The organism is Streptomyces sp. NPDC060205 (assembly GCF_042728395.1).
GTDB lineage: Bacteria > Actinomycetota > Actinomycetes > Streptomycetales > Streptomycetaceae > Streptomyces.
In genome coordinates this window covers 1-22,436 of record NZ_JBHWZP010000152.1, presented here as the reverse complement: position 1 = coordinate 22,436, position 22,436 = coordinate 1, and the positions used below count along the sequence as shown (strand labels likewise).

Sequence of the window (22,436 nt, the reverse complement as noted above, 5' to 3'; positions counted from 1 at the left end):
GGCAAGGACGGGCCGGGGTCTCGTGTTCCCGCCCCTCCACCAACCGAAGGAGAACCTCCCCGCCATGGGCAGACCCGCATTCCTCGTTCGAGCCGAGGACGAAAGTCCACACCACCGCAACACCCGCCGTACTGGCGCGGGTTGGCGGACGCGCGTCGGAACGTTCGCCGCCACCGCGGCCATGGTCTCGGCCGGCCTCGTGATCGGTGCCCAGCCCGCCGCGGCGGCACCGGCCCCGATCAGGCTGACCTCCGCGTCCTGTCCCGCCGAGATCGTGCAGGGCCAGACGAGCGGTTGCGTCACGGAGTTGCAGAACCTGCTCAACGCGCACGGCGCAGGTCTGGTCGTGGACGGCCAGTTCGGGGCGGGCACCCTCTACGCGGTCCGCGAGTACCAGGCCGCCACCGCCATCGCCGTGGACGGGCGGGTGGGCCCGGCGACCAAGAGCAAGCTGTACGCGACCGGCGGCTCGGCGCCCTCCCCCATCAATCTGAACTCCGCCTCCTGCCCCGCGAACATCGTCCAGGGCGCCCAGGGCGGCTGCGTCTCCGAGCTCCAGCGGCTGCTGCGCCACCAGGGCTACGCCGTCGACGTGGACGGCGACTTCGGGGCCGGGACGGCGAGCGCGGTCCGCGCCTTCCAGTCCTCGCGCGGTCTCACGGCAGACGGCCAGGTCGGCGCGAACACCAAGCGGGCGCTGTACGACACCGACGAGTCACCGTCGACGGGCCTGGACCTGCGGTCCTCGTCCTGCCCGGAGAACATCGTGGAGGGGCAGAGCGGCGGTTGCGTCGCCACGCTGCAGTCCCTGCTGAACGGCAAAGGGCAGAGCCTCGACGTCGACGCCAGCTTCGGCCCCCAGACCCTGGCGACCGTGAAGGCGTTCCAGTCCGCGAGCGGCCTCACCGCCGACGGCGCGGTGGGCCCGAACACCAAGGCCGCCCTGTACGCGAACATCGGCGGAGGCGGCGGCAACGGCGCGCCCGCGCCGGTCAACCTGAACTCCGCCTCCTGCCCGAACGAGATCGTTCAGGGGCAACGCAGCGGATGCGTCACCGAGTTGCAGAGCCTGCTCAACCACCACGGTGCCGATCTCGCCGTCGACGGTGACTTCGGCGCGCTCACCGACAGCGCCGTCAGGGACTTCCAGGCCGAGAAGGGGCTGTCGGTCGACGGCCACGCGGGGCCGAACACCAAGGCCGCGCTGTACGGCGCGGTCACCCCGCCGTCGTCGCCTCCGCCCGGCGGCGGTTACGCCAAGATCCTCGACGTGGCCGAGGCCGAGGCGGGCACGGTCGAGGGCAGCGCCCGCGCGAACAGCTACGGCGCGTCCGTGGGTCTGTCGCTCTCCACCAGCAACTACGCCTGGTGCGCGACCTTCGTGAGCTGGGTGGCCAAGCAGACCGGGGCCAGCTCCTACCGCAACTCCTATGTGTCCGGCTGGGTCAAGCAGGCGCGGGCCGGCAACTATCACCTGTCGGTGACGACCAGCCCGCAGCCGGGCGACATCGTGGCCTTCGACTGGGACGGCGGAAGCGACTTCACCGGCGGCAACGAGCACATCGGCATCGTGCGCACGATCTCCGGCTCGTCCTTCACCACCGTCGAGGGCAACACGGGCAATCCCAACGGCGACAACGACGGCGTCTACGTCAGGTCCCGCGCCACGAACAGCGGATACGACGTGGTCTTCATCCGGGTCCGCTAGCGGGCTCGTGCACGGTAGGCCGTGGCACGAGCTCGTCAGGCGGCTCGGCGGCTCACGACACGGCCGGGGCCCCGGTGTTCGCGGGCTTGCCCGCGCGGACGACGGCCGAGTACATGCCGTCGGCGACCGCGTGGGTCGCGGTGATCTCGATGTCCGTGAACCCGGCCGCCTCCAGCCCCCGGCGGTACTCGGCGAAGGACAGGGCCCCGGCGATGCAGCCGACGTAGTCCCCGCGCTCGGCCCGCCGGCCGGGGGTGAGGGTGTCGTCGGCGACGACGTCCGAGACGCCCATGCGGCCGCCGGGCCTGAGCACGCGGAAGGTCTCGGCGAAGACGGCGGACTTGTCGGTGGACAGGTTGATCACACAGTTGGAGATCACGACGTCCACCGTGCCCGCGGGCAGCGGGATCGCCTCGATGGTCCCCTTGAGGAACTCGACGTTCGTCGCGCCCGCCTTCTCGGCGTTGGCCAGGGCCAGCGCCAGCATCTCGTCCGTCATGTCCAGTCCGTACGCCTTGCCGGTCGGGCCCACCCGGCGGGCGGACAGCAGGACGTCGATGCCGCCGCCCGAGCCGAGGTCGAGTACGCGCTCGCCCTCGCGCAGTTCGGCGACGGCGGTCGGGTTGCCGCAGCCGAGCGAGGCCGCGACCGCCTCGGCGGGCAGGCTGTCGCGCTCGTCGGCCGCGTACAGGGCCGAGCCGAAGGTGTCGTCGACCTCGACCGGCTGGGGACCGCAACAGCCGGCGTCGCCCTCGGTGGCGCTCCCCGCCGTCGTGACCTGGAGGGCCGCCGCGGCGTACCGCTGACGGACGATTTCGCGCAGGTCGGTGGACTGCTCACTCATGTCTCGCTCCTCGGTGAGGGACCGCAACGCGGCCCGGGTCGGCCTGGATCAGGCTGTATTGATGTTCATTGATACAAGCTTGCGCCTTGGATCGAAAGACGTCAACATAGAAGCATGTCGAAACAAGAGCTTGAGGTGATCGGCCAGGACAGCGCCTGCTGCCCCGGCCTGGGCGCCGCGCCACTGGACGAGGAGCAGGCGGCGGAGCTGGCGAAGTTCTTCAAGGCCCTGGGCGACCCGGTCCGCCTGCGCCTGCTGTCGATGATCGCCTCGCGCGGCGGGGGCAGCGAGCGCGGCGAGGTCTGCGTGTGCGAGCTGACCCCGGCCTTCGATCTCTCCCAGCCGACGATCTCCCACCACCTCAAGCTGTTGCGCCAGGCCGGTCTCATCGACTGCGAGCGTCGTGGGACGTGGGTCTACTACTGGGTGCTGCCCGGCGTACTGGACCGGCTCGCCGGGTTCCTCGCCGCCCCGCGGCCTGCCGGGGCCGGAGCGTGAAGGCCCCGCTCGGCCGCCGGGTCGCCGCGGAGGCGATCGGGACCGGGCTGCTGGTGACGGTGGTGGTCGGCTCCGGCATCCAGGCCACCGACCTGTCGCGCGACGTCGGCGTGCAACTGATCGCCAACTCCCTGGCCACGGTCTTCGGCCTGTACGTGCTCATCACCGTGTTCGGGCCGGTCTCCGGCGCGCACTTCAACCCGGCCGTCACCCTCACCGCCTGGTTCACCGGGCGCCGCACCCCGGAGGGGCTCACCGCACGGGAGGTCGCCGCGTACCTCCCCGCACAGCTCGCGGGGGCGATCGGCGGGGCGGTCCTGGCCGACGCCATGTTCGGCCGGCCACTGGCGAGGTTCTCGACCCACGACCGCTTCGCCGGACCTCTGTGGCTGGGCGAGGTCGTGGCCACGGCCGGGCTGATCCTGCTGGTCGTCGGCCTGGGCCGGACCGGCCGCGCCGCGCCGGCGCCGGCCGCGGTGGCCTCCTGGATCGGGGCCGCCTACTGGTTCACGTCCTCCACGGCGTTCGCGAACCCGGCGGTGACCGTCGGCCGGGCCTTCACCGACACCTTCGCCGGGATCGCGCCCGCGTCCGTCGCCCCGTTCGTCGCCGCACAACTGGCCGGCGCCGTGCTGGGGCTCGGCATCGTGACCGCCGTCCACGGCCCGCGGACCGCCCCGGCCCGCCACGACACCGCGATCCCGGGCGGCGAACCCCAGCCCGTCTCCTCCTGACCACACCCCCGAGAAAGCCCTCCATGGACACTTCCGCCTCACGCCCGTCGGTCCTGTTCGTCTGCGTCCACAACGCGGGCCGCTCCCAGATGGCCGCCGCCTTCCTCACCCACCTCGCGGGCGACCGCGTCGAGGTCCGCTCGGCCGGTTCCGCTCCCGCCGACACCGTCAACCCGACCGTGGTCGAGGCGATGGCGGAGATCGGGATCGACGTCTCCGCCGCAACTCCGAAGATCCTCACGGTGGAGGCCGTCCAGGCGTCCGACGTCGTGATCACCATGGGGTGCGGCGACGCCTGCCCCGTCTTCCCCGGCAAGCGCTACCTCGACTGGCAGCTCGACGACCCGGCCGGTCAGGGCGTCGAGGCCGTCCGCCCCATCCGCGACGCGATCGGGACGCGCGTGCGCGCCCTGATCGCCGAGGTGACACCCGACGAAGTGACACCCCGCTGAGAACCGGCCGTCACCGCCTTCCCTCCGCCGCCGCACGGCAGTCCTCAGCCGGTTCTGCGCCCCCATCGCGGCCCGACCCGTGCCCACTCCTCGCCCCAGCGCTCGGTCGCCCGGCGCTCGATCCGCCGCCGGACGAGGCGTCCGGCAGCGAGGACCACCAGAGCGCCGAGGACGGCGGCTGCCGCACCGGTCAGCATCGCGCGCGCCCGCGCCTCCGCCGGGCCCATCGGCTCGGGCACCAGGCGGCCGTGCCCGTCCGTCCACACCGGCACCGTGGTACCGGCCTTCGTGCCGGCCCGCACGGTCGCACGGTCCGTACGGACGAGGCCGTTGCCGTCGGTCCAGCGCACCTGTGCCCGTACCCGGGAGCAGATGGCTCCGGTGGTCATGTCGACCAGGTCGGCCGGCGCCGTCTCCAGAAGCACGGCTGACACTGCCCGGCGTTCTGCCCGACCGCGCATCAGCGCGTTCTCCGTGCCCTGCGCGGAGACGGCTCCCGCGACGGCACCGCCGATCACTGCCACAGCCCAGGCGATCAGGAGGATCCACGCCTCCACCGCGTCACTGTGCCGCCGCAGCGGATTGCTCCGCCACCGCCATCCCAGGATCTTCGTGGGCCGGGTCCTCCCCATCGTTCGCACCCTCTCGTGGACGGATGAGTCCGAGGAACTGCCGTGCGGAACCGAAGTACGCAACCGCTCCGAACGTCTCACCTCCAGGGCCGCGACGGCAGGTGCCGCAGGCCCGTGAAACCCGGGCCGTTCGGGGCCCGGCAAGGCCGTCCGGCCCTTCCTGGACGCGGCACGCCGGCCGCCGGACCGGATCCGGTCGCCGACCGAGCCCCGCCGGCGCGGGGCGGGGCGGGGTTCGCGTTGCGATCCGCCGTACTCGACGTCACCACACCGGCACGGCTGAGCAGGCACTGGCCGAGGTACTGGCCGAAGAGCCGCCGTCGATCTCCCGCCGCTCGTCCGCGCGCCGGCCACCGCGACGGCGAGCCGCCCGCCCGTCAGGTGTGGGGCACCACGGCCACGGGGCAGCCGACGTGGTGGATCACCGCGTGGGTGACGGGTCCGGTGCGCGGGCCCACGGGCCGCTCGGCCAGGCGATGGCCGACCACCAGAAGTCCCGCGGCGGAGGCGGCCCCAATCAGGGCGGTCGACGCCTTGTCCTGCGGCACGCACTCGACGACCTCCACTTCGGGGTACTTGTCCCGCCACGCCTGAAGCACCGCGGTCAGGAATCCCCGCCACTCCCGCGCCTGCTGCGGCTTGTCCGCAAGAGCCACGTCTCCCGGGCCCAGTTCGAACGCGGAGGGCTCCTGCCAGGCGTAGAGGATCCGCAGCCGGGCGCCGCGCAGCCGGGCCGCCTCGAAGGCGAACTCGATCACCTCGTCGCTCGGGTCACGGGCGTCGAGCCCGAGCACCACGTCCCGTTGGCGGGTGCGGCCGGAGACACTTCCGACCTCCGCGTCCCCGGCCTCCGCGGGAAGGTGCTCATCCGCCGCCTCCTCCCCCGCGCGTACGAGAACCACCGGGCAGGCCGCCTTCGCCACGACGGCGAGGGCCACGGATCCCACCAGGAATCCGGTGAAGCCGCTGAGCCCGCGCGAGCCGAGTACCAGCAGATCGGCTCGGTCCGCCGCGTTCAACAGGGCGACACTCGCGGGCCCTTCGACCTGTTCGTCGCAGAGAACGGCCGCTGGGCAGGCCCGGCGGACGCGTTCCTCCGCCCGGCGCAGGTACTGCCGGGCCAGTTGCCGCTGGGCGGCGTCCGCCGGCCCGCCGTCCGCGCGGTGTGGATGCCAGTTCCTCGCGTGCAGGAGCAACAGGGGACGTTCGCGGCGTACGGCCTCGCGGGCCGCCCACTCGGCTGCCGCGAAACTCTCCGCCGAGCCGTCGACTCCGGCCGTCACGGGCGTGAGCATGCCGCACACCTCCAGTGTCTCGGTCTGCCTCTCCTGACCAGCGTCGCCCCGTGCCGGGCCGGCAGGCATGGGCCGCCAGGTCTTCGTCGAGGACCGTTCGGCCCCTGCTCGGTCATGCCGTCCGGGCCCGAACGGTCACCGCCCGAGGAGCCCCGCGTCCCGGCGCGTGTGAACGGCCGCCGCCCCTTTCGCCGGTCGGGGCGGCGGCCGGTGCGCGAGAGCTCGCGTCTCCCCCGCCGCGTGGTTCTCGCGCGGACGTCCTCGCGGCGTCCGGTGCCGGCGGGAGCGGGAGAGCACCGGACCGACAACGGCCGCGGGGACCGGCCACGGGTGGGTCAGCCGCTCGTCCGGTACCGGTCGTGACCGGCCGCCAGCTCGGCCCCGATCCGCGACGCCCACGCCTGTATGGCGCTGAAGTCCCGGAAGTCCCCGCCCTTTCCGGACCGGACGATCATCTTGGCGACGAACCCCTTCGCGCCCTCTTCGAGGCAGCCCCCGAAGGTGATGTGCTCCCTGACGTCCAGCCGGTCCATGGCCCGCCGCACGTCGGGCACGGGCGGGATGTCCCGCTCCGAGGCCGACGCGTCGAGCGGGCCGCTGCTGAACAGCCACACCGGTCGTGCGGCCAGCTCCGCACGGTGGCGGCGGAGGAACCGCCGGGCGTCGCGGTGCCAGCGCCCGGCGTAGAGGCCTCCTCCGACCACCACGGCGTCGTACGATCCGAGGGTCCCCGCCACGGAACGGGCCGGCAGCGGGTCGGCGGCCAGTCCGTCCTTGCGCAGGACCACGGCGATGGCGTCGGCGATCCGCGCGGTCGATCCGTTCTTCGTCCCGTAGGCGACCAGCACACGCTCGGGCATGGCGGTCCGCCTCCTCTCCGTCGCGTGTCAGATCCTGCGCGTCCAGGTGTCGGTGACACCGTGCAGCCCTTGTTCGTCGGGCTGGAACCGGTCGTCGTCCAGTCGGAAGGTGAGTTTGTCGACGACCGCGACCACACCGTCGATCTGGCGTGTCATGGAGACGGCGATCTTCGCCTCGCTCCTGCGTTCCAGGTGACCGGAGAGGGTGACCACTCCTTCGGTCACCGACACCTCGACCGTCCGGGGCGCCAGCCACAGCGCCCGTACGACCACCTCGTCGATCACCACCTGGCGGATCTCCCGGTCGGGGCGCAGGAAGACCTGGAGCAGGTCGCGGCGGGTGACGATGCCGACGAGCCGGTCCTCCTCGTCCAGGACGGGCAGTCGTTCCACCCGTCGCCCGGCCATCGTGCGAGCGGCCTCGACGATGCTGTCGTCGGCGTGCACCGTCACGGGCGGGTCGGTCATGAGCTGCCCCGCGGTACGGGCCCGTGCCTTCGCCGCCTGTTTCCTGGCCCCGCGCCGCAGGCCCGCGAGCCGGCGGCGCTTCGGCGCGTACGGGTCGGGGGTCTGCGCCTGCCGGGCCATCAGGTCCGTCTCGGAGATGACTCCGATGACCTTCTCGTCCTCGTCGACCACGGGCAGCCCGCTGATCCGGTGGCCGGCGAGCAGCCGTGCCACCTCCTTGAACGGGGTTCCGTACGCGGCCCGGACGACCTCCGTGGTCATCACGGAGCCGACCTTGTCATGCTTCATGGTGGTTCCCTCCTCAGCGGAGTCGGCGCAGGTACGGGTCCTGGGGCCTGCGCGGCAGCAGGCGCACACGCGCGTCCAGCACGGAGACCGTGTCCGGTGTCGCGAGAACGGGGTTGAAGTCGGCCTGGGCGAGCTGGGGCAGGTCGCTCGCCATGCGGGACAGGCGCAGCAGCACCTGTTCGAGGGCTTCGAGATCGACCGGGCCGCCGCCCTTGGCCCCGAAGAGCAGCGGAGCGCAGCGCGGGGTGGTGATCAGATCGTGCACGTCGCGGTCGGTCAGCGGGGCGAGCCGGGCGGCGTGGTCGGCGAGCACCTCCGTCGCCGTGCCCCCGAGGCCGAACAGGACCAGCGGTCCGAAGACCTCGTCCTGGACGACGCCCGCGAGCAGTTCGGTGCCGCGGGAGGCGAGCGGCTGCACGACCACGCCGGTGAGCAGACCCGCGAACCGTGTCTCGAAGTCCCGGAAGGCGGCCCGTACCTGGGAGTCGCCCTGGAGGTCGAGGTGGACGGCGTGCTGTTCGCTCTTGTGCAGCAGGCCCGGCCAGTGGGCCTTCATGACGACCCGGCCGTCGGGGCCGCGCAGCCGTTCGGCGGCGGTCACGGCGTCGTTCTCGGTCTCGGCCCAGGCCCAGCGGAGCTGCGGAATGCCGTAGCAGGCGAGGAGTTCGGCGCAGGTGCGCGGGTCCAGCCAGCCGCCGTCGGGGTGCGCGGCCAGGAAGGTGTCGGCGATCTCGTGCGCGTGCCGGGTGTCGACTCCGTCGAGGTCGGGGACCGTGCCTGCGGGGCGGCCGAGCCAGGCCGCCCGGCGCGCGGCGTGGGCCAGGGCTCGTGCCGCCGCCTGGGGTTCGGCGTAGGAGGGGACGGCGGAGCCGTCCGTGGCGGGCAGCAGCCTGACCGGTAGGTCCTGTTCGAGCCGCACGGCGAGGACCGGCACGGCCCGGTGCCCGGGAACGAGGGTGCGGCCCGCCCGCGTCAGGTCCGGGGTACGGGGCCGGGTGAGGGCCCGGATCAGGTCGTCACCGGTGGCCGCGGCCACCGCCGTGGGAACGAGGGCCAGCAGGACGGCGTCGACACCCGGGGTACGGGTGATCCGCTCGACGCATGTCCGCAGCTGGTCCTCGGTGACGGCGGCTGTCGCGTCGACGGGGTTGCCGACCGCGGCGCCCTCGGGCAGTGCCGCGAGCAGGTCGTCGACCGCCTCCGGGGTGAACGGCGGCAGGGCGAGCCCCGCCTCCGCGCAGGCGTCGGCCGCCAGGACGCCCGCGCCGCCCGCGTTGGTGACGATCGCGACGCGGGTACCTGCGGGCAGCGGCTGGGAGTGCATCAGGGCGGCGGCTTCGAGGAGTTCGGCGACCGAGTGCGTGGCGGTGACACCGGCCTGGGTGAACAGGGCCTGCCTTGTCATCGTCCGGGTGGCGGCGGCGGCCGTGTGCGAGGCGGCGGCGCGGCGGCCCGCGTCGGTGCGGCCGGCGTCGACGGTCAGGACGGGCATGCGGCGGGTCACCCGGCGCGCGGTGCGCGAGAAGAACCGCGGGTTGCCGAAGGACTCCAGATGCAGCAGGGCGAGGTCGGTCCGGCCGTCGCACTCCCACCACTGGAGGAGATCGTTGCCGCTGACGTCGTACTTGTCGCCGAGGGAGGCGAAGGAGGACACGCCGATGCCCAGGCGCGACAGTCCGGCGAGCAGCGCGATGCCGACCCCGCCGGACTGCACGGCCACACCGGCGGTGCCGGGGCGCGGGTGGTCGGCGGCGAAGGTGGCGTCGAGTCGCAGGTCGGGGTCGGTGTTGGACAGGCCCAGGCAGTTGGGCCCGACGAGCCGCATGCCGAACGTACGGCACGCCTTCATGAGGGCCTGGGCCTGCGCGCCGTCGAGGCCGGCGGAGACGACGAGCAGGGCTCGGACGCCGGCTTTGCCGCACTCCTCGGCGGTGGCCGGGACCGCGGTGGCCGGTACCGCGACGACGACGAGGTCGGGAGTCCTGGGCAGGGCGCTGACCGACGGGTAGGACGGCACGCCGAGAATCGAGGTGGCCGAGGGGTTCACCGCGAAGAGCCGTCGGGTGAAGCCGCCCGCGTGCAGATGGCGCAGGACGGCGCGTCCCACCGATCCGGCCTTGCGTCCGGCACCCGCGACGGCGACGACTTCCGGCCGCAGGAGAGGTTCCAGGCTCGCGATGTCGGCGGCGCGCCCGCGGGCCTCCACGGCCGTCAGATAGGCGTCGTCCTCGGCGAGGTCGACGGTGCAGCGCACCTCCGGGCCCTCGAAGCGGCGGGCGGTGCGCAGGCCGAGATCGGCGAAGAGCTGGAGGACCTCGTGGTTCTCGCTGAGCGCGTCGGCCGTGAAGGTGACGATGCCGTCCGCGCGGGCGGCCGAGACCAGATGCTCCACGAGCAGGGTGCCGATGCCCCGGTGGTGGAGTCCGTCGGCGACGGCGACGGAGATCTCGGCCTCATCGCCATCGCCCTGCGCGTCGTATTCGGCCAGGCCGATCACCTGGCCCCGCGTCTCGGCCAGCAGGGCCCGGTAGCCGGGTCGCGGCGGGGCGCAGGCACGGTCGGCGGCCCGTTCGGCGGAGCGCCGGCTCGCCGCGAAGAACCTCAGCCGCAGGTTGTCCGGGGACATCTCCTCGTACAGTCCCTGCAGCTGGTCGTGGTCCGACCGCGCCACGGGGCGGATGCACACGGTGGTGCCGTCCGCGAGCAGGGCGTGGACTTCTGGTCGGCTGCGTGCTTCGTCCGTCATAGCGGGTCTCCTCAGGGCCGCCGGGCACTTCGAGCATCCGGCGGTCCGCGCCGCGTCCCCATGGGCTGTACGGGGTGGGATGAGGGCCGGTCGGCCCCAGGGCCCCGGCCGGGCGGCCGGGCCGCAGGACCCGGTCGCGCAGCACGGCCGGTGGCCGGGGTGCGCGGCCGGTCGCCGGTCAGTACCGTTCCTGGTGTCCGACCTCGGGCAGGGTGGTTCCGTCAGGTCCGCGAGCAGGGGAGGCGGCATGGCCGACAAGAAGGCGGCGACTTTGCCGCGCAAACCGTACGAGCGTGAACTGCTGCGCCTGCAGACGGAGTTGGTGAAGCTCCAGGAGTGGGTCCGGGCGGAGGGCGCCCGGCTCGTGGTCGTCTTCGAGGGACGCGACGCGGCGGGCAAGGGCGGCACCATCAAACGGGTCGCCGAGCATCTCAATCCGCGGGTCGCCCGGATCGTGGCTCTGCCCAGGCCGACCGAGCGGCAGCGCACGCAGTGGTACTTCCAGCGCTACACGGAGCACCTTCCCGCGGCCGGGGAGATCGTGCTGTTCGACCGCAGCTGGTACAACCGGGCCGGTGTCGAGCACGTCATGGGCTTCTGTACGAAGCAGGAGTACCAGCTGTTCCTGCGCCAGTGTCCGGTCTTCGAGCGGATGCTGGTGGAGGAGGGGATCGTGCTGCGCAAGTACTGGTTCTCGGTGAGCGACGCCGTGCAGGAGGACCGGTTCCGGCGCCGGCTCGACGATCCGGTGCGGCGCTGGAAGCTCTCGCCGATGGACCTGGAGTCGATCACCCACTGGGAGGCGTACTCACGGGCCAAGGACGAGATGCTGGTCCACACGGACATCGCCGAGGCGCCCTGGTTCGTCGTCGAGAGCGACGACAAGCGGCGGGCCCGCCTCAACATGATCGCCCATCTGCTGGGGTCGCTGCCCTACCACGACGTCCCGCCACCGGTGCTGGAGCTGCCGAAACGCCCGCCGTCGATGGGCTATGAGCGGCCCCCGCGCGATCTGCAGACGTACGTCCCCGATCACGCGGCGAGCCTCTGACCGAGCGGCGGGCTCCGGCGTACGGCCGTGCTCACATCGGCTGACGACCGACCGTGTCACCGCTCGGGTCGTCGGCGAGGACGATCGAGGCCCTGATGCGCTTGCCGACCGGCTCACGGTGGATCTCGAAGCTCCGGCACACCGCCATAACGATCTCCAGACCGTGCTGCCCGATCCGGGCGGGGTTCGGTGGCAGGATCTGCGGCAAGGTGGCGCCGCTGTCCCACACCGTCACGGCGACGGCTCCTTCGCCTGCTTCCAGGGTCATCACACAGGGGCCCGGAGCGTGTTTACGGGCGTTGGTCACCAGCTCGGACACCACCAGCTGTACCGTTCCGATCGCCCGCGGGGACACCGGAACCCCGTGCTCGACCTGCAAGGATTCCAGGAATCCACGGGCCACGTCACGGGAATCGCCGATCCCCGCGGTCCCTTCCACCACAGCGGTGACCGCTGCGAAAGTGTCCGTCAGTTGCCGCCGGCCTTTGTCCTGCTCAGCCAGATTCATACAGTTCCGCCTCACTGCCGAAGCGCTCTTACCGGATGTCGCTTACCCCGGAAACACCACCTCACCGGTAAAAGAGGGACGGATTTCAAACCGGGCCGTGGGACGTGAAGGTGTACGTTCCGGACGGGACCCTGTACACCGTGCGATCTCCCTCGGTGCGCTGGAGGTCGGCGCCGCGGGGTGCGGCCTGGGCGGCGCGGGTGCCCTTGGGGACGCGTACCTCGGCCGTGGTGTTCGGCGGGATGCGGACGGTCAGCCGGAAGGTGCCGTCCTTCAGGGTCCACTCCGACGCGGCCTCGCCGTACGGGGTCCGATAGGTGCCGGCGACATGGGTGAGGTCTGCGACGATCCGCGGGTCGATGACCAGCTCGCGGTAGGCGACGGACCCGGGGGCCTGCCGGATGCCGGCCAGACCGCCGTGGAACCACTCCTCGATCTGGAGAAGGATCATGTGGTTCTTCGAGTTCCGGATGCCCCACTCCTCCGGGATGGTGGTCAGGCCCTGGGGATTGGCGGTCGTGGGCGCCATGAAGAATCCGTAGCTGGGCTGTGTGTCCTCCTGGAGGACCCTCCAGAGCACGTCGTCCCGCCGGCCGTCCATCAGGGCGCGGACGATCGGCGCCAGACCGATCGTCCCGCCGCTTAGGTGCGGTCCGCCGCCGGAGGGCTGGAAGCCGTTGACCAGTTCGACCAGCGCGTCGAGGACCCGGGCGCGCTGGTCGGCCGCCACGAGGCCTTCGTCGAGTGCCAGCGCCTGGGCGGCCTGCGTCGCCCCTTCCGTGCCCTGCTCCCCCTGGCTGGTGTACCGGCCCAGTGTCCTGTTGTAGAAGGCGTCGTTGAACGCGGTCCTGATGTTGCCGGCCAGCGCGCGGTACTCGGCGGCGTCCGCGCGGCGCCCCAGCAGCGCGGCCATCCTCGCCATGCGGTCGGCGACCTGGTGATAGCCCCAGGTCCCGGTGATGCGGCCGGAGGTGGTCTCGGCGGCGATCCAGTCGGCGAGGGCCGCGTCGACGATGTGGGCGTCGGCGCCGGTGCCTGCCTTCTTGGTCCTGATGTAGTTCAGGAAGGCCTGCATCTGGGGGTAGTGACGAGCCATGGTCTGCGTGTCGCCGTAGGTCTCGTACAGGAACCAGGGGGTGAGGACGATGCCGTTGCCCCAGTTGATCTCGTCCCCGAAGCGGCCGGTGTACCCCCAGTCGTAGACGGGTGCCTTGAGGGCGACGTTGCCGATGTTGTCGCCGGCCTTGGACTGCCCTTCCACGAGGTGGCGTTGCATGGTCCGCAGGTAGGCCGCGTACCCGAAGTGGCGGTGCAGGGAGTGGAAGGGCTGCAGGTAGTCGGCGGGGTAGGCGAGCTTCTCGCGGCCGGGGCAGTCCGTGAACGTCGACATCAGGTTGCTCATGATCGAGTACCGGGACATCCGGTGGATCCGGTTGATCCGGTCGTCGGAGGTGCGCAGGCTGCCCGCGACGGGGGTGGCGGCGTGCAGCTGCAGGCCCGTGAGGGTCCCTGCGGTGGGCTCGTATCCCGCCGGAAGGCCGGTGACCTGCACCCACTGCATGCCGAAGTAGTTGAGTTCGGGGTGCCAGGTCTCGTCCTCGGCTCCGCCGTGTGCGGTGTAGGTGACGAAGACGTCGGTGCCGCGGGCTGCGCCGCCGCCCATGATGGAGGCCTGGTCGACGGTGCCGTCCGCGGCGAGGGACTCCGCCGGCCGCAGCGTGACGGTCGTACCGGCGGGAACCTTGCCGTCCAGGGTGAGCTGGGGCCATCCCGCGAAGTTCTGGCCGAAGTCGAAGACCCACACCCCCGGCTGCGGCTGGGTGACCGAGACGGGCCGGAGACGGTCGGCGATCTTCACCGGTTCGCCCGCGCGCCAGACGAGTTCGGTGGTCAGGTTGGGCGGCGGGGCGATACCGGCGGCGACCCAGCCGACGGGCGAGCCGTCCCGGCGACGGGCGGTGCTGCCCAGGTCGGCACGGGCTTCGGTCCATCCGGGCTGCTCCCGCCGGGCGTCGTGGTCGGTGCCCGAGTACCAGTTGTTCGTCACGGTCGGCCCCAGGGCCGTCCGCCACGCGCGGTCACTGACGACGGTCTCGACGGAGCCGTCACCCCGGGTGATCTCAAGTCGGGCGATCATCCGGGGTGTGACGGCCGCGCCCGCGCTGGGGTCGGTGCTCGCCAGGGGGTTGCCCGAGCCGGTGACAGCGGCGTCGGCCGCGTGGGCCCTCTTCAGTGCGGGCTGGAAGGTGATGCCGGTTCCGTCGGCTCCGGCGGTGCCGACCGCGGTGATGGTGCGTGACTCCAGCCGTTCCCCGCCGTCCCCCGTGTCGACGTTGACCGTCCCGCCGACGTGGTAGCCGCTCACGCCGCTCACCTTGACGGTACGGTCCCCGGCGGCGGCCGGGGCCGCGAGGACACCGCTGCCCTTGGTCTGGCTCTGCCACCAACTGTACGGAGCGGTACGGCCCGTGGCGGGGTTGGTGACGGAGCGGGTGACCAGTGCGGTGCCGTGTCCCAGCTCGACACCGATCACGTTGGCACCGGGACGCACCAGCTCGGTCACGTCGTAGGCGCGGTACTCGGTGGACAGCTGGTAGTTGGAGTTGCCCGGGGCCAGGACCTCGTCGGTCACCCGGCTGCCGTTGACACGGGCGACGTGCAGGCCGACGCCCGACAGATACAGGCGCGCTCTGGCGATCCTCGTACCGTGGCGGCCGACGGTGAAGGACCGGGCGAAGAGCGGCAGGGGGTCGCCGACGCCGCGGGCGGGGTGTTCGATCCACTCGGCGTCACCCCAGTCGCCGCGCTTGAGCAGGCCCGTCTCCCAGGCGGCGGGCCGGCTCCACGCGGTGGCACGCCCCTGGCTGTCCCAGGCCCTGACCTGCCACAGCACCTCCTGACGGGAGCGGAGGTCGCGGCCGCGCCACAGTATGTCGTTCTGCGCGTCGGAGCGGACCTTGCCGGAGTCCCACAGGTAGGGCCCGTGGGCGAGTTCTCGCGCCGTCCGGGCGGCACGGACCTGGTAGGCGGCCTGCCGCCATCCCTGCCGGCCGGTCGTCACCCGCCAGCTGAGTCTCGGGGTGGTGTCGTCGACGCCGAGGGGCTCGTCCAGGCGTCCGTTGACGGCGAGGTCGACGACGACTGCGCTCACGGACGACCCTTCCCTGGCTTGTGCGGCGGTGGCCGGGCCGGCGGTCACGAGGGGGATCGCCATGCCGGCCGTTCCGGCGGCCATGACTCCCACGACGTGTCTGCGGCTGAGGGGGTTGCGCGGCTCTGCGGACATGCTGGAGCTCCTTGGGTTCCTCGGGTACGAAAAGGGGTGAGGCGGTGGTGCGGACGGGTCAGCAGCCGCTCGCCGGCCGGTCAGGAGCCGGCTGCGTAGTCGGCGTCCATCGACTTGAGGACGTCCTTCGGCTCGGCCTGGCCGCTGAAGATCTCCTGCAGACCGCTGAGCATGGTCTGCTGCACCTTGGCGTTGGGCCAGAGCTGGTCCATGAACGGCACGGTCCGGTCGTCGGTGATGAAGCGCGACAGTTCGGCCAGCGACGGGTCGACGGTGTAGCCCGTGCCGGGCAGGGTGGGCAGGCCGCCCTGCTTCTCGACGTACAGGTTCATGCCCTTCGGCGACATCACGAAGTCGACCCACTTCAGGGCCAGTTCCTCGTTCTTCGCCTTCGCGTTGACGCCGTAGCCCGCTCCCGCCGCGGCGGGCATCAGGGTGCCGGCCGGTTTGTCGTCGGCGGGCAGGGGCCTGAGGGTGAAGGTCCCCTTCGGGTTCTTCTCCTTGAGCAGGGCGATCACCCAGTTGCCCTGCACGATGCCGAGTGTCTTTCCGGTGGCCGCGAGTTGCTGGCTGGCCTCGTAGTTCGTGCCGAGCGGGTTCTTCTGGAAGCAGCCCTCCTCCTCCATGGTCCGGTACTTGTCCATGGCGGTCTGCCACGCCGAGTCGGCGAAGGTCACCTGTCCGGCCTGCATCCTCCGGTCGAAGTCACGCTCGGGCCCGTACACGGTCGTGGCGACCAGGGCGTACTGGACGATCTGTGTGACCCAGTTGTCCTGGAGGCCGAGTGCGAAGGCGGGTGTCCTCCTGGCCGCGGCGTCCTTGCAGAACGTCAGGAGTTCGGTCCAGGTCGTCGGAGCCGTGAGGCCCGATTCCCTCAGGGCCTGCTGGTTGTAGACGGCGCCGATGCCGTTCTGTCCGAACAGCGCGTTGTAGGTCTTGCCGTCGTACTGGGCGACGCTCCTGGTGGCGTCCGGGAGCTTCGCCGCCCAGGGACGGTCCGAGAGGTCCCGCAGGTAGCCGGGTCCGGCCAGCACATGGGTGGCGGCCGGGTTGCCGTTGCCGGGCCACACCGACATCACATCGGGGGCGGTGCCCGAGGACAGCTGGGTGCGGATCTGTTGCTGGTACTGGTCGGCGCCGCTGGTGGTGTAGCGGACCTTGACGCCCGGGTTGGCCTTCTCGAAGGCCTTGACGACGTCCTCGACCGAGCCCTGGTCGACGGAGGCGAGGGTGAGGGTCCGGGAGTCCTTGCCGTCGCCTGCTTCGGTGCCGCCGCCGCAGGCGGCCAGCAGGGCGACGGCGGCGGTGGTGGCGAGGGCGGCTCGTAGGGTCTTCATGATGTCTCCCGCGAGGAGGAACTGCGGTGGGATGAGCGGGACAGCGCCCCGAACATCCGGGGCTGCGGGGCGTGCGGGCAGGTCGGCGGGGGTGTCAGCCCCGCAGTCCGCCGGCGAAGCCGTTGATGATGCTGCGTTGGAGTGCGAGGTAGACGGCCAGGACCGGCACGATGCTGATCACCAGCGCGGCGAAGATGAGGTTCCAGTCGGTGACGTACTGGCCGACGAAGCCGGCGATGGCGACCGGCATGGTCTGCCGGGAGCTGCCGCTGAGGTACAGCAGCGGGGTGAAGAAGTCGTTCCAGACGGCGACGGTGTTGAGCACGAGCGCGGTCACGGTGATCGGCTTGAGCATGGGCAGGACGACATGGCGGAAGCCCTGCAGGGGTGTGCAGCCGTCGATCCGGGCCGCGTCCTCGAAGTCGCGGGGCATCGCGCGCAGGAAACCGGTGTAGAGGAACACCGTGAACGGCACCTGCAGGCCGCAGTGGAACAGGATCAACGCCCAGGGACTGCCGAGGAGTTGCAGGTCGCGCATGGTGTGGTAGAGCGGCAGTGAAGCAAGTTGGAAGGGCAGGACCAGGCCGAGCATGATCAGCAGGTAGACGGCGCGCGACCATCGGGCGGTGATCCGGGCGAGGGGGTAGGCGGCGAGGGACGAGACGGCCAGGACGACCACGACACTGACCGAGGTGACGAGGAGGCTGTTGGCCAGCGCGCCGCCGAGCGCGCCCTGTCTCCAGGCCTGCGAGAAGTTGTCGAGGGTGGGCGAGGTGGTGGGCCGGATCGGCGAGGAGGTGTCCGAGGGGGCCCGGACGGCCAGGTTGACCAGGATGTACACCGGGAACGCCACCACCAGGGCCGCGGCGGCCATGACGAGTTCCAGGACGAGGGTGCGCGGGCGGTAGCGGTTCACGACGCGGCCTTTTCGTTGCGGGCCAGCATGAAGTACTGGCCGGTGGAGACGACGGCGACGACGAGGGTCAGGACGACGGTGAGCGCGATGCTGTAGCCGAACTCCCCGAGGGTGAAGGCGTCCTTGTAGATCAGCGTGGAGAGGGTGTCGGTGGCGTGTCCCGGGCCGCCGCCGGTCAGGGCGTACACCTGGTCGAAGAGCTTGAGGCCGCCGATGCTCGACAGCATCAGGTTGATGGTGAGGGCCGGGGTGAGCAGCGGCCGGGTGACGGACCAGAAGCGGCGGACCGGGCCGGCGCCGTCGATCGCCGCGGCCTCGTGGATCTCGGCGGGGACCGACTGCAGACCGGCCAGGAAGATCACCATCGAGTAGCCGGCGTACTGCCAGACGGTCACCCCCACCACCGACCACAGCGCGGTGTCCGGGTCGCCCAGCCAGTTCTGCTGCCATGAGTCCAGCCCGACACCGCCCAGCAGGCTGTTGACCGCGCCGTCGGGTCCCAGGAGGTTGCGCCACAGGTAGGCGGTCACGATCTGCGTGATGACAGCGGGCGCGAACAGGAACACCCGCAGGAGATTGCGGGACTTGATCGCGCCGTTCACCCCGAGCGCGAGCAGCAGTCCGACGAGGTTCTGGATGACGGTGATGGCCAGGGCGATGAGCAGGGTGTGCCAGATGGCCTGCACCGCGTCCTCGTCGCGGGTCAGGTCGGTGAAGTTGTCCAGGCCGACGAAGGAGAGGTCCGGGTCGAGGCCGTCCCAGTCGGTGAAGGCGTAGTAGACCCCGCGGGCGCTGGGCACCAGGACCACGAAGACGAACAGCAGCATCGCCGGGAGCAGGAACCACCAGGTCGCAGCCGTCTGCGACCGGCGCACCGGGACGGGCGCGGGGGCCGGGCCGGGGGCGGGTACGACCTGCTTCCCGGGCCGATCGGTCGGAGCAATCATCATTGACGAACCCACTTCGAGTGAAACGTTTCAATCAGACGCCCGGCGGTACACCGGAAAGCTGCGCCGCAGGAGTCCCTGCCGCTTGATCGCTGGATCGACGTGCTGGTGATCTACGTACTCGTGATCTACGTGATCGGCATGCTCGTGATCGACGTGTTCGTGAGGATCGGCGTACTGGAACGGTCGTGCGCCGGGTCGGCCGGACGGGGAATGGGTAACGTTTCCCACGAGTTGCGCCGACCATAGGATCCGCCTCTTGTTACGTCAAGATGTTCTGCAGGCTGCTGTTTCATGGCCCGGGGCGCCCGGTCAGCGGCTTCAGGATGATCCGCAGGGGGACCTTTTCAGGCCGAGGGGCCCTACACTCTCCGGCAACGTTCCCCACGATGGAGGCAGCCGGATGGAGCCGCCCGCACAGTCCCGGCGTGTGACGATCGTCGACGTGGCGCGCCATGCGCAGGTCTCGACGACCGCCGTGTCGAAGGTGCTGCGCAACGCCTACGGCGCCAGCCCCGCCATGCGGGAGAAGGTGCAGCGGTCGATCGCCGAGCTGGGATACCGCCCGTACGCGGCGGCCCGGGGCCTGCGAGGGCAGACGTACACCATCGGTGTCATGCTCCCGGACATCCGCAACCCCTTCTTCCCGGACATCGTCGACGGTGTGACCGACTGGTTCAAGGACACCGACTACCAGGTCCTGCTGGGGCCCGGGTGCAACGGCGAGGAAGCGGAAGCGCGCGTAACGGAAGCGATGATCGACCGCGGTATGGACGGTCTGATCCTGGTCGCGCCCGTGTCACCGCGATCCCACCTCGAACACCTGGCGAACCTCGTGCCGACCGTGGTCGTCGGCCGGCACGGGCACTCGCCCCGGTACGACACCGTGGTCGACGACGACCTGGCGGGGGCCTCGCTGATCGTCGACCACCTCGCGGATCTGGGACACCGGCGCATCGCCCACATCGAGCACCTGGAGACGGATCCGACCCGGCTCGCGGAGATGCCCAACACGCTGCGCACGGAAGGCTATCGGCGTGCCATGAGCGCGCGCGGCCTCGCGGACGAGACGGACGTCGTCTCCACCAGCTACACCCAGGAGGGCGGCTATCTCGGAGCACAGCAGCTGCTCGCCCGCGAGCGCCGCCCCACGGCGATCTTCGCCGGCGCGGACTTCGTGGCCATGGGCGTGCTGGAAGCACTGGCCGAGGCGAAGCTCTCCGTCCCGCAGGACATCTCCCTGACCGGTTACGACAACACCTCGTTCGCCGCGCTGCGTTCGATCTCCCTCACCAGCGTCGACCAGGCGGGACACGCCATCGGCGGCAACGCCGCCCGCCTGCTCCTGGACCGGATCACGGACCGGGCCCGACCGACGGTGCAGGTGAAGCTCTCCCCCACGCTGATCGTGCGCAACTCCACGGCTCCGGCGCCCCGGTGACACCGGGGCCGGCCGGTGCGGATCAGTGGCCCAATCGGCCGCTCGGACCACACTCACGACGACAGGCGCCGTCATCCGGGATGCCGTCCACCACGGCGTCGAACTCCGACTCTCCTCCAGTTGGCGCATGTTCACCCGCCGGACCCGCATCGCCCCCGCGGCTCGGTCAGGCCAGCGCCTCGGACGCCGCCAGGAACGTGGCCACCAGTTCGCGCGCCCAGTCGCTGGAGGCCGGTTCGGCGCTGAAGATGGCGCGGTAGTACAGCGGTCCGAGCAGGAAGTCGACCGCGTTCTCCACCGCGGGGGCCCGGCCGCCGCGGGAGCGTTCGCGCTCGATGATGGCGCTCAGCTGCTCGTGGCGGTCCCCGATGCAGGCGCAGCCGCCGTCCGGCCCGGAGCCGATGGTGGCGCGCATGAGAGCGAGGGTGTCGGGGTCCCTGAGGTCGGTGGCCACGTCCCCCAGCCAGCGTTCCAGGTCACCGATGAGCGTCCCGGTGTCGGGCACGACGACGTCACCGCTGAACCGGCTGGTGGCCACATCCCCCAGGAGCTGGGCGGGTGAGCCCCAGCGCCGGTACACCGTGGTCGGGTGCACGCCCGCTCGGGCGGCGACGGCGGGAATCGTCAGGGCGTCCGCGGGCTCCTCCGCGAGGAGCTGCGCGACGGCGTGATGTACGGCCGCGCGGACCTTCGCGGAGCGACCGCCGGGGCGTACCTGAGCTTGAGCGTCAACCATGGGGAAATTATCGCACTGATCGTTGCGTTAGTGGTAGCGTCCTTAACGCATCGATCACTGCGTTTGGAGAGAGTCGTGTCCGTCTCCGCCCTGCCCGAGAACGACAACCCGATACCGCCCCCGCCCGATACCGCCCGGCCCCGCCGAAGCCGTCGCGAGCTGAACCGCCCCACCGCCTTCGCCGCCATCGCGGTCGTCTTCGTGCTCTTCATGGCCGCGTCCAGCGCGCCGTCCCCCCTGTACGTCGTCTACCAGCAGCGCTGGGACTTCTCCGCGACCACCCTCACCACGGTGTTCGCCGTCTACGTTCTCGGGATGATCGCGGCCCTGCTGGTCCTCGGCTCCCTGTCCGACCATCTCGGCCGCCGCCCGGTCCTGCTCTCCGCGATCACCCTGGAAGCCGCGTCGATGGCGCTCTTCCTCGTCGCGGACAGCGTCTCCCTGCTGCTGACCGCACGACTGGTCCAGGGCATCGCCACCGGGGCCGCCATGACGGCACTCGGCGCGGCCCTGGCCGACCTGAACCCCACCCACGCGCCGCACCGCGCCGGCGTCGTCACCGGCGCCGCACCCACCTTCGGGCTGGGCCTCGGCGCCCTGGGCTGCGGTTTCCTCGTCGAGTACGGGCCGCACCCGACCCGCCTCGTGTACGTGCTGCTGCTGGCGGGCCTCGTCCTGGCCGCGGCCGTGGTCGCGGCCCTGCCCGAGACGTCACTGCGGCGCCCCGGAGCCGCCCGCTCGCTGCAGCCCCGCCTCAAGGTGGCCCCCCATCTGCGGGCGGATCTGCTGCGCCTGGTGCCGATCCTCGTCGCGAGCTGGGCGCTGGGCGGCCTGTACCTCTCGCTCGGACCGTCGGTCGCCGTGGGCCTGTTCGGCCTCTCCAGCCACGTCGTCGGCGGCCTGGTGGTGACCCTGCTGACCGTACCGGCCTGCCTGACCGCGATAGCGCTGCGCGGCTGGCCCGTCGCCCGCACCCTCGCGCTCGGCGCCGGCCTCCTGCTCACCGGCACGGTCGTCGCCCTGACCGGGGTCGAGGAGGACTCGCTGCTCACCGCGGCACTCGGCACGGTGGTCGCCGGGGTGGGATTCGGTGCCTCCTCCCTCGCGAGTTTCGGCACGCTGGCCCGTATGGCCGCGCCCTCCGAACGCGGCGAGCTGTTCTCCGTGGCGTTCGTGATCTCGTACCTGTCCTTCAGCGTCCCCGCCGTCGTCGCCGGGATCGCCACCACCCACACGGGGCTCCACGAGACGTCCGTCGCGTACGCCGCCACGGTCGCCTTCCTCGCCGCCCTCGCCCTGCTCGCCCAGTGGCTCCGCTCCCGCCGCACGCCGGAACGTGTCACCTGCCCCCAGACGTGACCCGCACCCCGCCCGCCGCCCGTCCATGGCTCCCGAGGTGCCCGACGGGCCGGCCGCGGCCGGCCCCTCATCGGCCGACCACCGGGTCGGTCCCCGGTCGGCCACCGGTCGAGAACCAGTCACGGACGACCGCGTTCCGACGCACCCCCACCGGTCCGTGTCAGAACCCTTGACAACGATGTCAGACGCGTGATCTAGTCCGCTTCCAGTCAGCCGGATGCCGTTGATTGCGCTGCGAGGGGGGCCCGACGCGATGACCTGCACACCGCTTCCTTCCCGTGCTGAGTTCCCATGCCTGAGGCACCCGCATACACGAGCGCCGGCCCCCAC

Annotated in this window: 19 protein-coding genes; 7 read left to right on the top strand and 12 right to left on the bottom strand. The window is 71.6% G+C overall.

What is annotated here, in order from left to right; all coding sequences use genetic code 11:
* Positions 1 to 1,708 (top strand): peptidoglycan-binding protein (locus ACFWGJ_RS25065; protein ID WP_387328472.1); only part of this gene is annotated, 1,708 nt, incomplete at its 5' end.
* Between the two features lie 52 nt (positions 1,709 to 1,760).
* On the opposite strand, the gene arsM is transcribed toward ACFWGJ_RS25065, so the two are convergent.
* Positions 1,761 to 2,552 (bottom strand): arsenite methyltransferase, encoded by a 792-nt coding sequence (arsM, locus tag ACFWGJ_RS25060; protein ID WP_387328470.1) that lies wholly within the window; start codon positions 2,550 to 2,552, stop codon positions 1,761 to 1,763.
* 114 nt (positions 2,553 to 2,666) lie between these two features.
* Here arsM and ACFWGJ_RS25055 point away from each other — a divergent pair, with 114 nt between their 5' ends.
* From ACFWGJ_RS25055 to ACFWGJ_RS25045, 3 genes are read left to right on the top strand one after another with little or no spacing between them, the layout of a single operon-like run.
* The gene (locus ACFWGJ_RS25055; RefSeq protein ID WP_387328468.1) at positions 2,667 to 3,050 is read left to right on the top strand and encodes an ArsR/SmtB family transcription factor; all 384 of its coding nucleotides are present in this window, start codon (positions 2,667 to 2,669) and stop codon (positions 3,048 to 3,050) included.
* A complete protein-coding gene (locus ACFWGJ_RS25050) occupies positions 3,047 to 3,784 on the top strand; it encodes an aquaporin (protein WP_387328465.1) in 738 nt (245 codons plus the stop codon). The genes ACFWGJ_RS25055 and ACFWGJ_RS25050 overlap by 4 nt, the downstream gene beginning before the upstream one ends.
* A 23-nt stretch (positions 3,785 to 3,807) precedes the next feature.
* Positions 3,808 to 4,236, top strand: coding sequence for an arsenate reductase ArsC (locus ACFWGJ_RS25045; RefSeq protein WP_387328463.1), 429 nt, complete (start codon positions 3,808 to 3,810; stop codon positions 4,234 to 4,236).
* Between the two features lie 44 nt (positions 4,237 to 4,280).
* On the opposite strand, the gene ACFWGJ_RS25040 is transcribed toward ACFWGJ_RS25045, so the two are convergent.
* The 5 genes from ACFWGJ_RS25040 to ACFWGJ_RS25020 form a co-directional block, all read right to left on the bottom strand.
* Positions 4,281 to 4,868, bottom strand: a complete 588-nt coding sequence (locus ACFWGJ_RS25040) for a hypothetical protein (protein ID WP_387328461.1) — start codon at positions 4,866 to 4,868, stop codon at positions 4,281 to 4,283.
* 377 nt (positions 4,869 to 5,245) lie between these two features.
* Positions 5,246 to 6,163 (bottom strand): universal stress protein, encoded by a 918-nt coding sequence (locus tag ACFWGJ_RS25035; RefSeq protein WP_387328459.1) that lies wholly within the window; start codon positions 6,161 to 6,163, stop codon positions 5,246 to 5,248.
* Between the two features lie 335 nt (positions 6,164 to 6,498).
* Positions 6,499 to 7,023, bottom strand: a complete 525-nt coding sequence (locus ACFWGJ_RS25030; protein WP_387328458.1) for a flavodoxin domain-containing protein — start codon at positions 7,021 to 7,023, stop codon at positions 6,499 to 6,501.
* A gap of 27 nt (positions 7,024 to 7,050) precedes the next feature.
* Positions 7,051 to 7,779, bottom strand: a complete 729-nt coding sequence (locus ACFWGJ_RS25025) for a CBS domain-containing protein (protein WP_387328456.1) — start codon at positions 7,777 to 7,779, stop codon at positions 7,051 to 7,053.
* A 13-nt stretch (positions 7,780 to 7,792) separates the two neighbouring features.
* The gene (locus ACFWGJ_RS25020; RefSeq protein WP_387328454.1) at positions 7,793 to 10,525 is read right to left on the bottom strand and encodes a GNAT family N-acetyltransferase; all 2,733 of its coding nucleotides are present in this window, start codon (positions 10,523 to 10,525) and stop codon (positions 7,793 to 7,795) included.
* Between the two features lie 247 nt (positions 10,526 to 10,772).
* Here ACFWGJ_RS25020 and ppk2 point away from each other — a divergent pair, with 247 nt between their 5' ends.
* Positions 10,773 to 11,576, top strand: coding sequence for a polyphosphate kinase 2 (gene ppk2, locus ACFWGJ_RS25015; RefSeq protein ID WP_387328452.1), 804 nt, complete (start codon positions 10,773 to 10,775; stop codon positions 11,574 to 11,576).
* Between the two features lie 31 nt (positions 11,577 to 11,607).
* Here the strand turns inward: ppk2 and ACFWGJ_RS25010 are convergent, their stop codons facing one another.
* From ACFWGJ_RS25010 to ACFWGJ_RS24990, 5 genes are all read right to left on the bottom strand, one after another.
* The gene (locus ACFWGJ_RS25010) at positions 11,608 to 12,084 is read right to left on the bottom strand and encodes an ATP-binding protein (protein ID WP_381834269.1); all 477 of its coding nucleotides are present in this window, start codon (positions 12,082 to 12,084) and stop codon (positions 11,608 to 11,610) included.
* A gap of 85 nt (positions 12,085 to 12,169) precedes the next feature.
* Positions 12,170 to 15,370, bottom strand: a complete 3,201-nt coding sequence (locus tag ACFWGJ_RS25005) for a family 78 glycoside hydrolase catalytic domain (protein ID WP_387328450.1) — start codon at positions 15,368 to 15,370, stop codon at positions 12,170 to 12,172.
* Positions 15,371 to 15,450: 80 nt separating this feature from the next.
* The gene (locus ACFWGJ_RS25000; RefSeq protein ID WP_387328448.1) at positions 15,451 to 16,707 is read right to left on the bottom strand and encodes an ABC transporter substrate-binding protein; all 1,257 of its coding nucleotides are present in this window, start codon (positions 16,705 to 16,707) and stop codon (positions 15,451 to 15,453) included.
* Between the two features lie 94 nt (positions 16,708 to 16,801).
* Positions 16,802 to 17,623 (bottom strand): carbohydrate ABC transporter permease, encoded by an 822-nt coding sequence (locus tag ACFWGJ_RS24995; RefSeq protein ID WP_387328447.1) that lies wholly within the window; start codon positions 17,621 to 17,623, stop codon positions 16,802 to 16,804.
* Positions 17,620 to 18,573 (bottom strand): carbohydrate ABC transporter permease, encoded by a 954-nt coding sequence (locus ACFWGJ_RS24990; protein WP_387328445.1) that lies wholly within the window; start codon positions 18,571 to 18,573, stop codon positions 17,620 to 17,622. Before ACFWGJ_RS24990 ends, ACFWGJ_RS24995 begins: the two co-directional genes overlap by 4 nt.
* 400 nt (positions 18,574 to 18,973) lie before the next feature.
* Here ACFWGJ_RS24990 and ACFWGJ_RS24985 point away from each other — a divergent pair, with 400 nt between their 5' ends.
* Positions 18,974 to 20,011 carry a LacI family DNA-binding transcriptional regulator gene (locus ACFWGJ_RS24985; protein WP_387328443.1) on the top strand — a complete coding sequence of 346 codons (1,038 nt, stop codon included), beginning with the start codon at positions 18,974 to 18,976 and terminating at the stop codon, positions 20,009 to 20,011.
* Positions 20,012 to 20,177: 166 nt separating this feature from the next.
* Here the strand turns inward: ACFWGJ_RS24985 and ACFWGJ_RS24980 are convergent, their stop codons facing one another.
* Positions 20,178 to 20,747 (bottom strand): TetR/AcrR family transcriptional regulator, encoded by a 570-nt coding sequence (locus tag ACFWGJ_RS24980; protein WP_387328441.1) that lies wholly within the window; start codon positions 20,745 to 20,747, stop codon positions 20,178 to 20,180.
* 75 nt (positions 20,748 to 20,822) lie between these two features.
* Between ACFWGJ_RS24980 and ACFWGJ_RS24975 the strand changes: the two genes are divergently transcribed.
* Positions 20,823 to 22,106 (top strand): MFS transporter, encoded by a 1,284-nt coding sequence (locus ACFWGJ_RS24975; RefSeq protein ID WP_387328438.1) that lies wholly within the window; start codon positions 20,823 to 20,825, stop codon positions 22,104 to 22,106.
* Positions 22,107 to 22,436 lie beyond the last annotated feature (330 nt).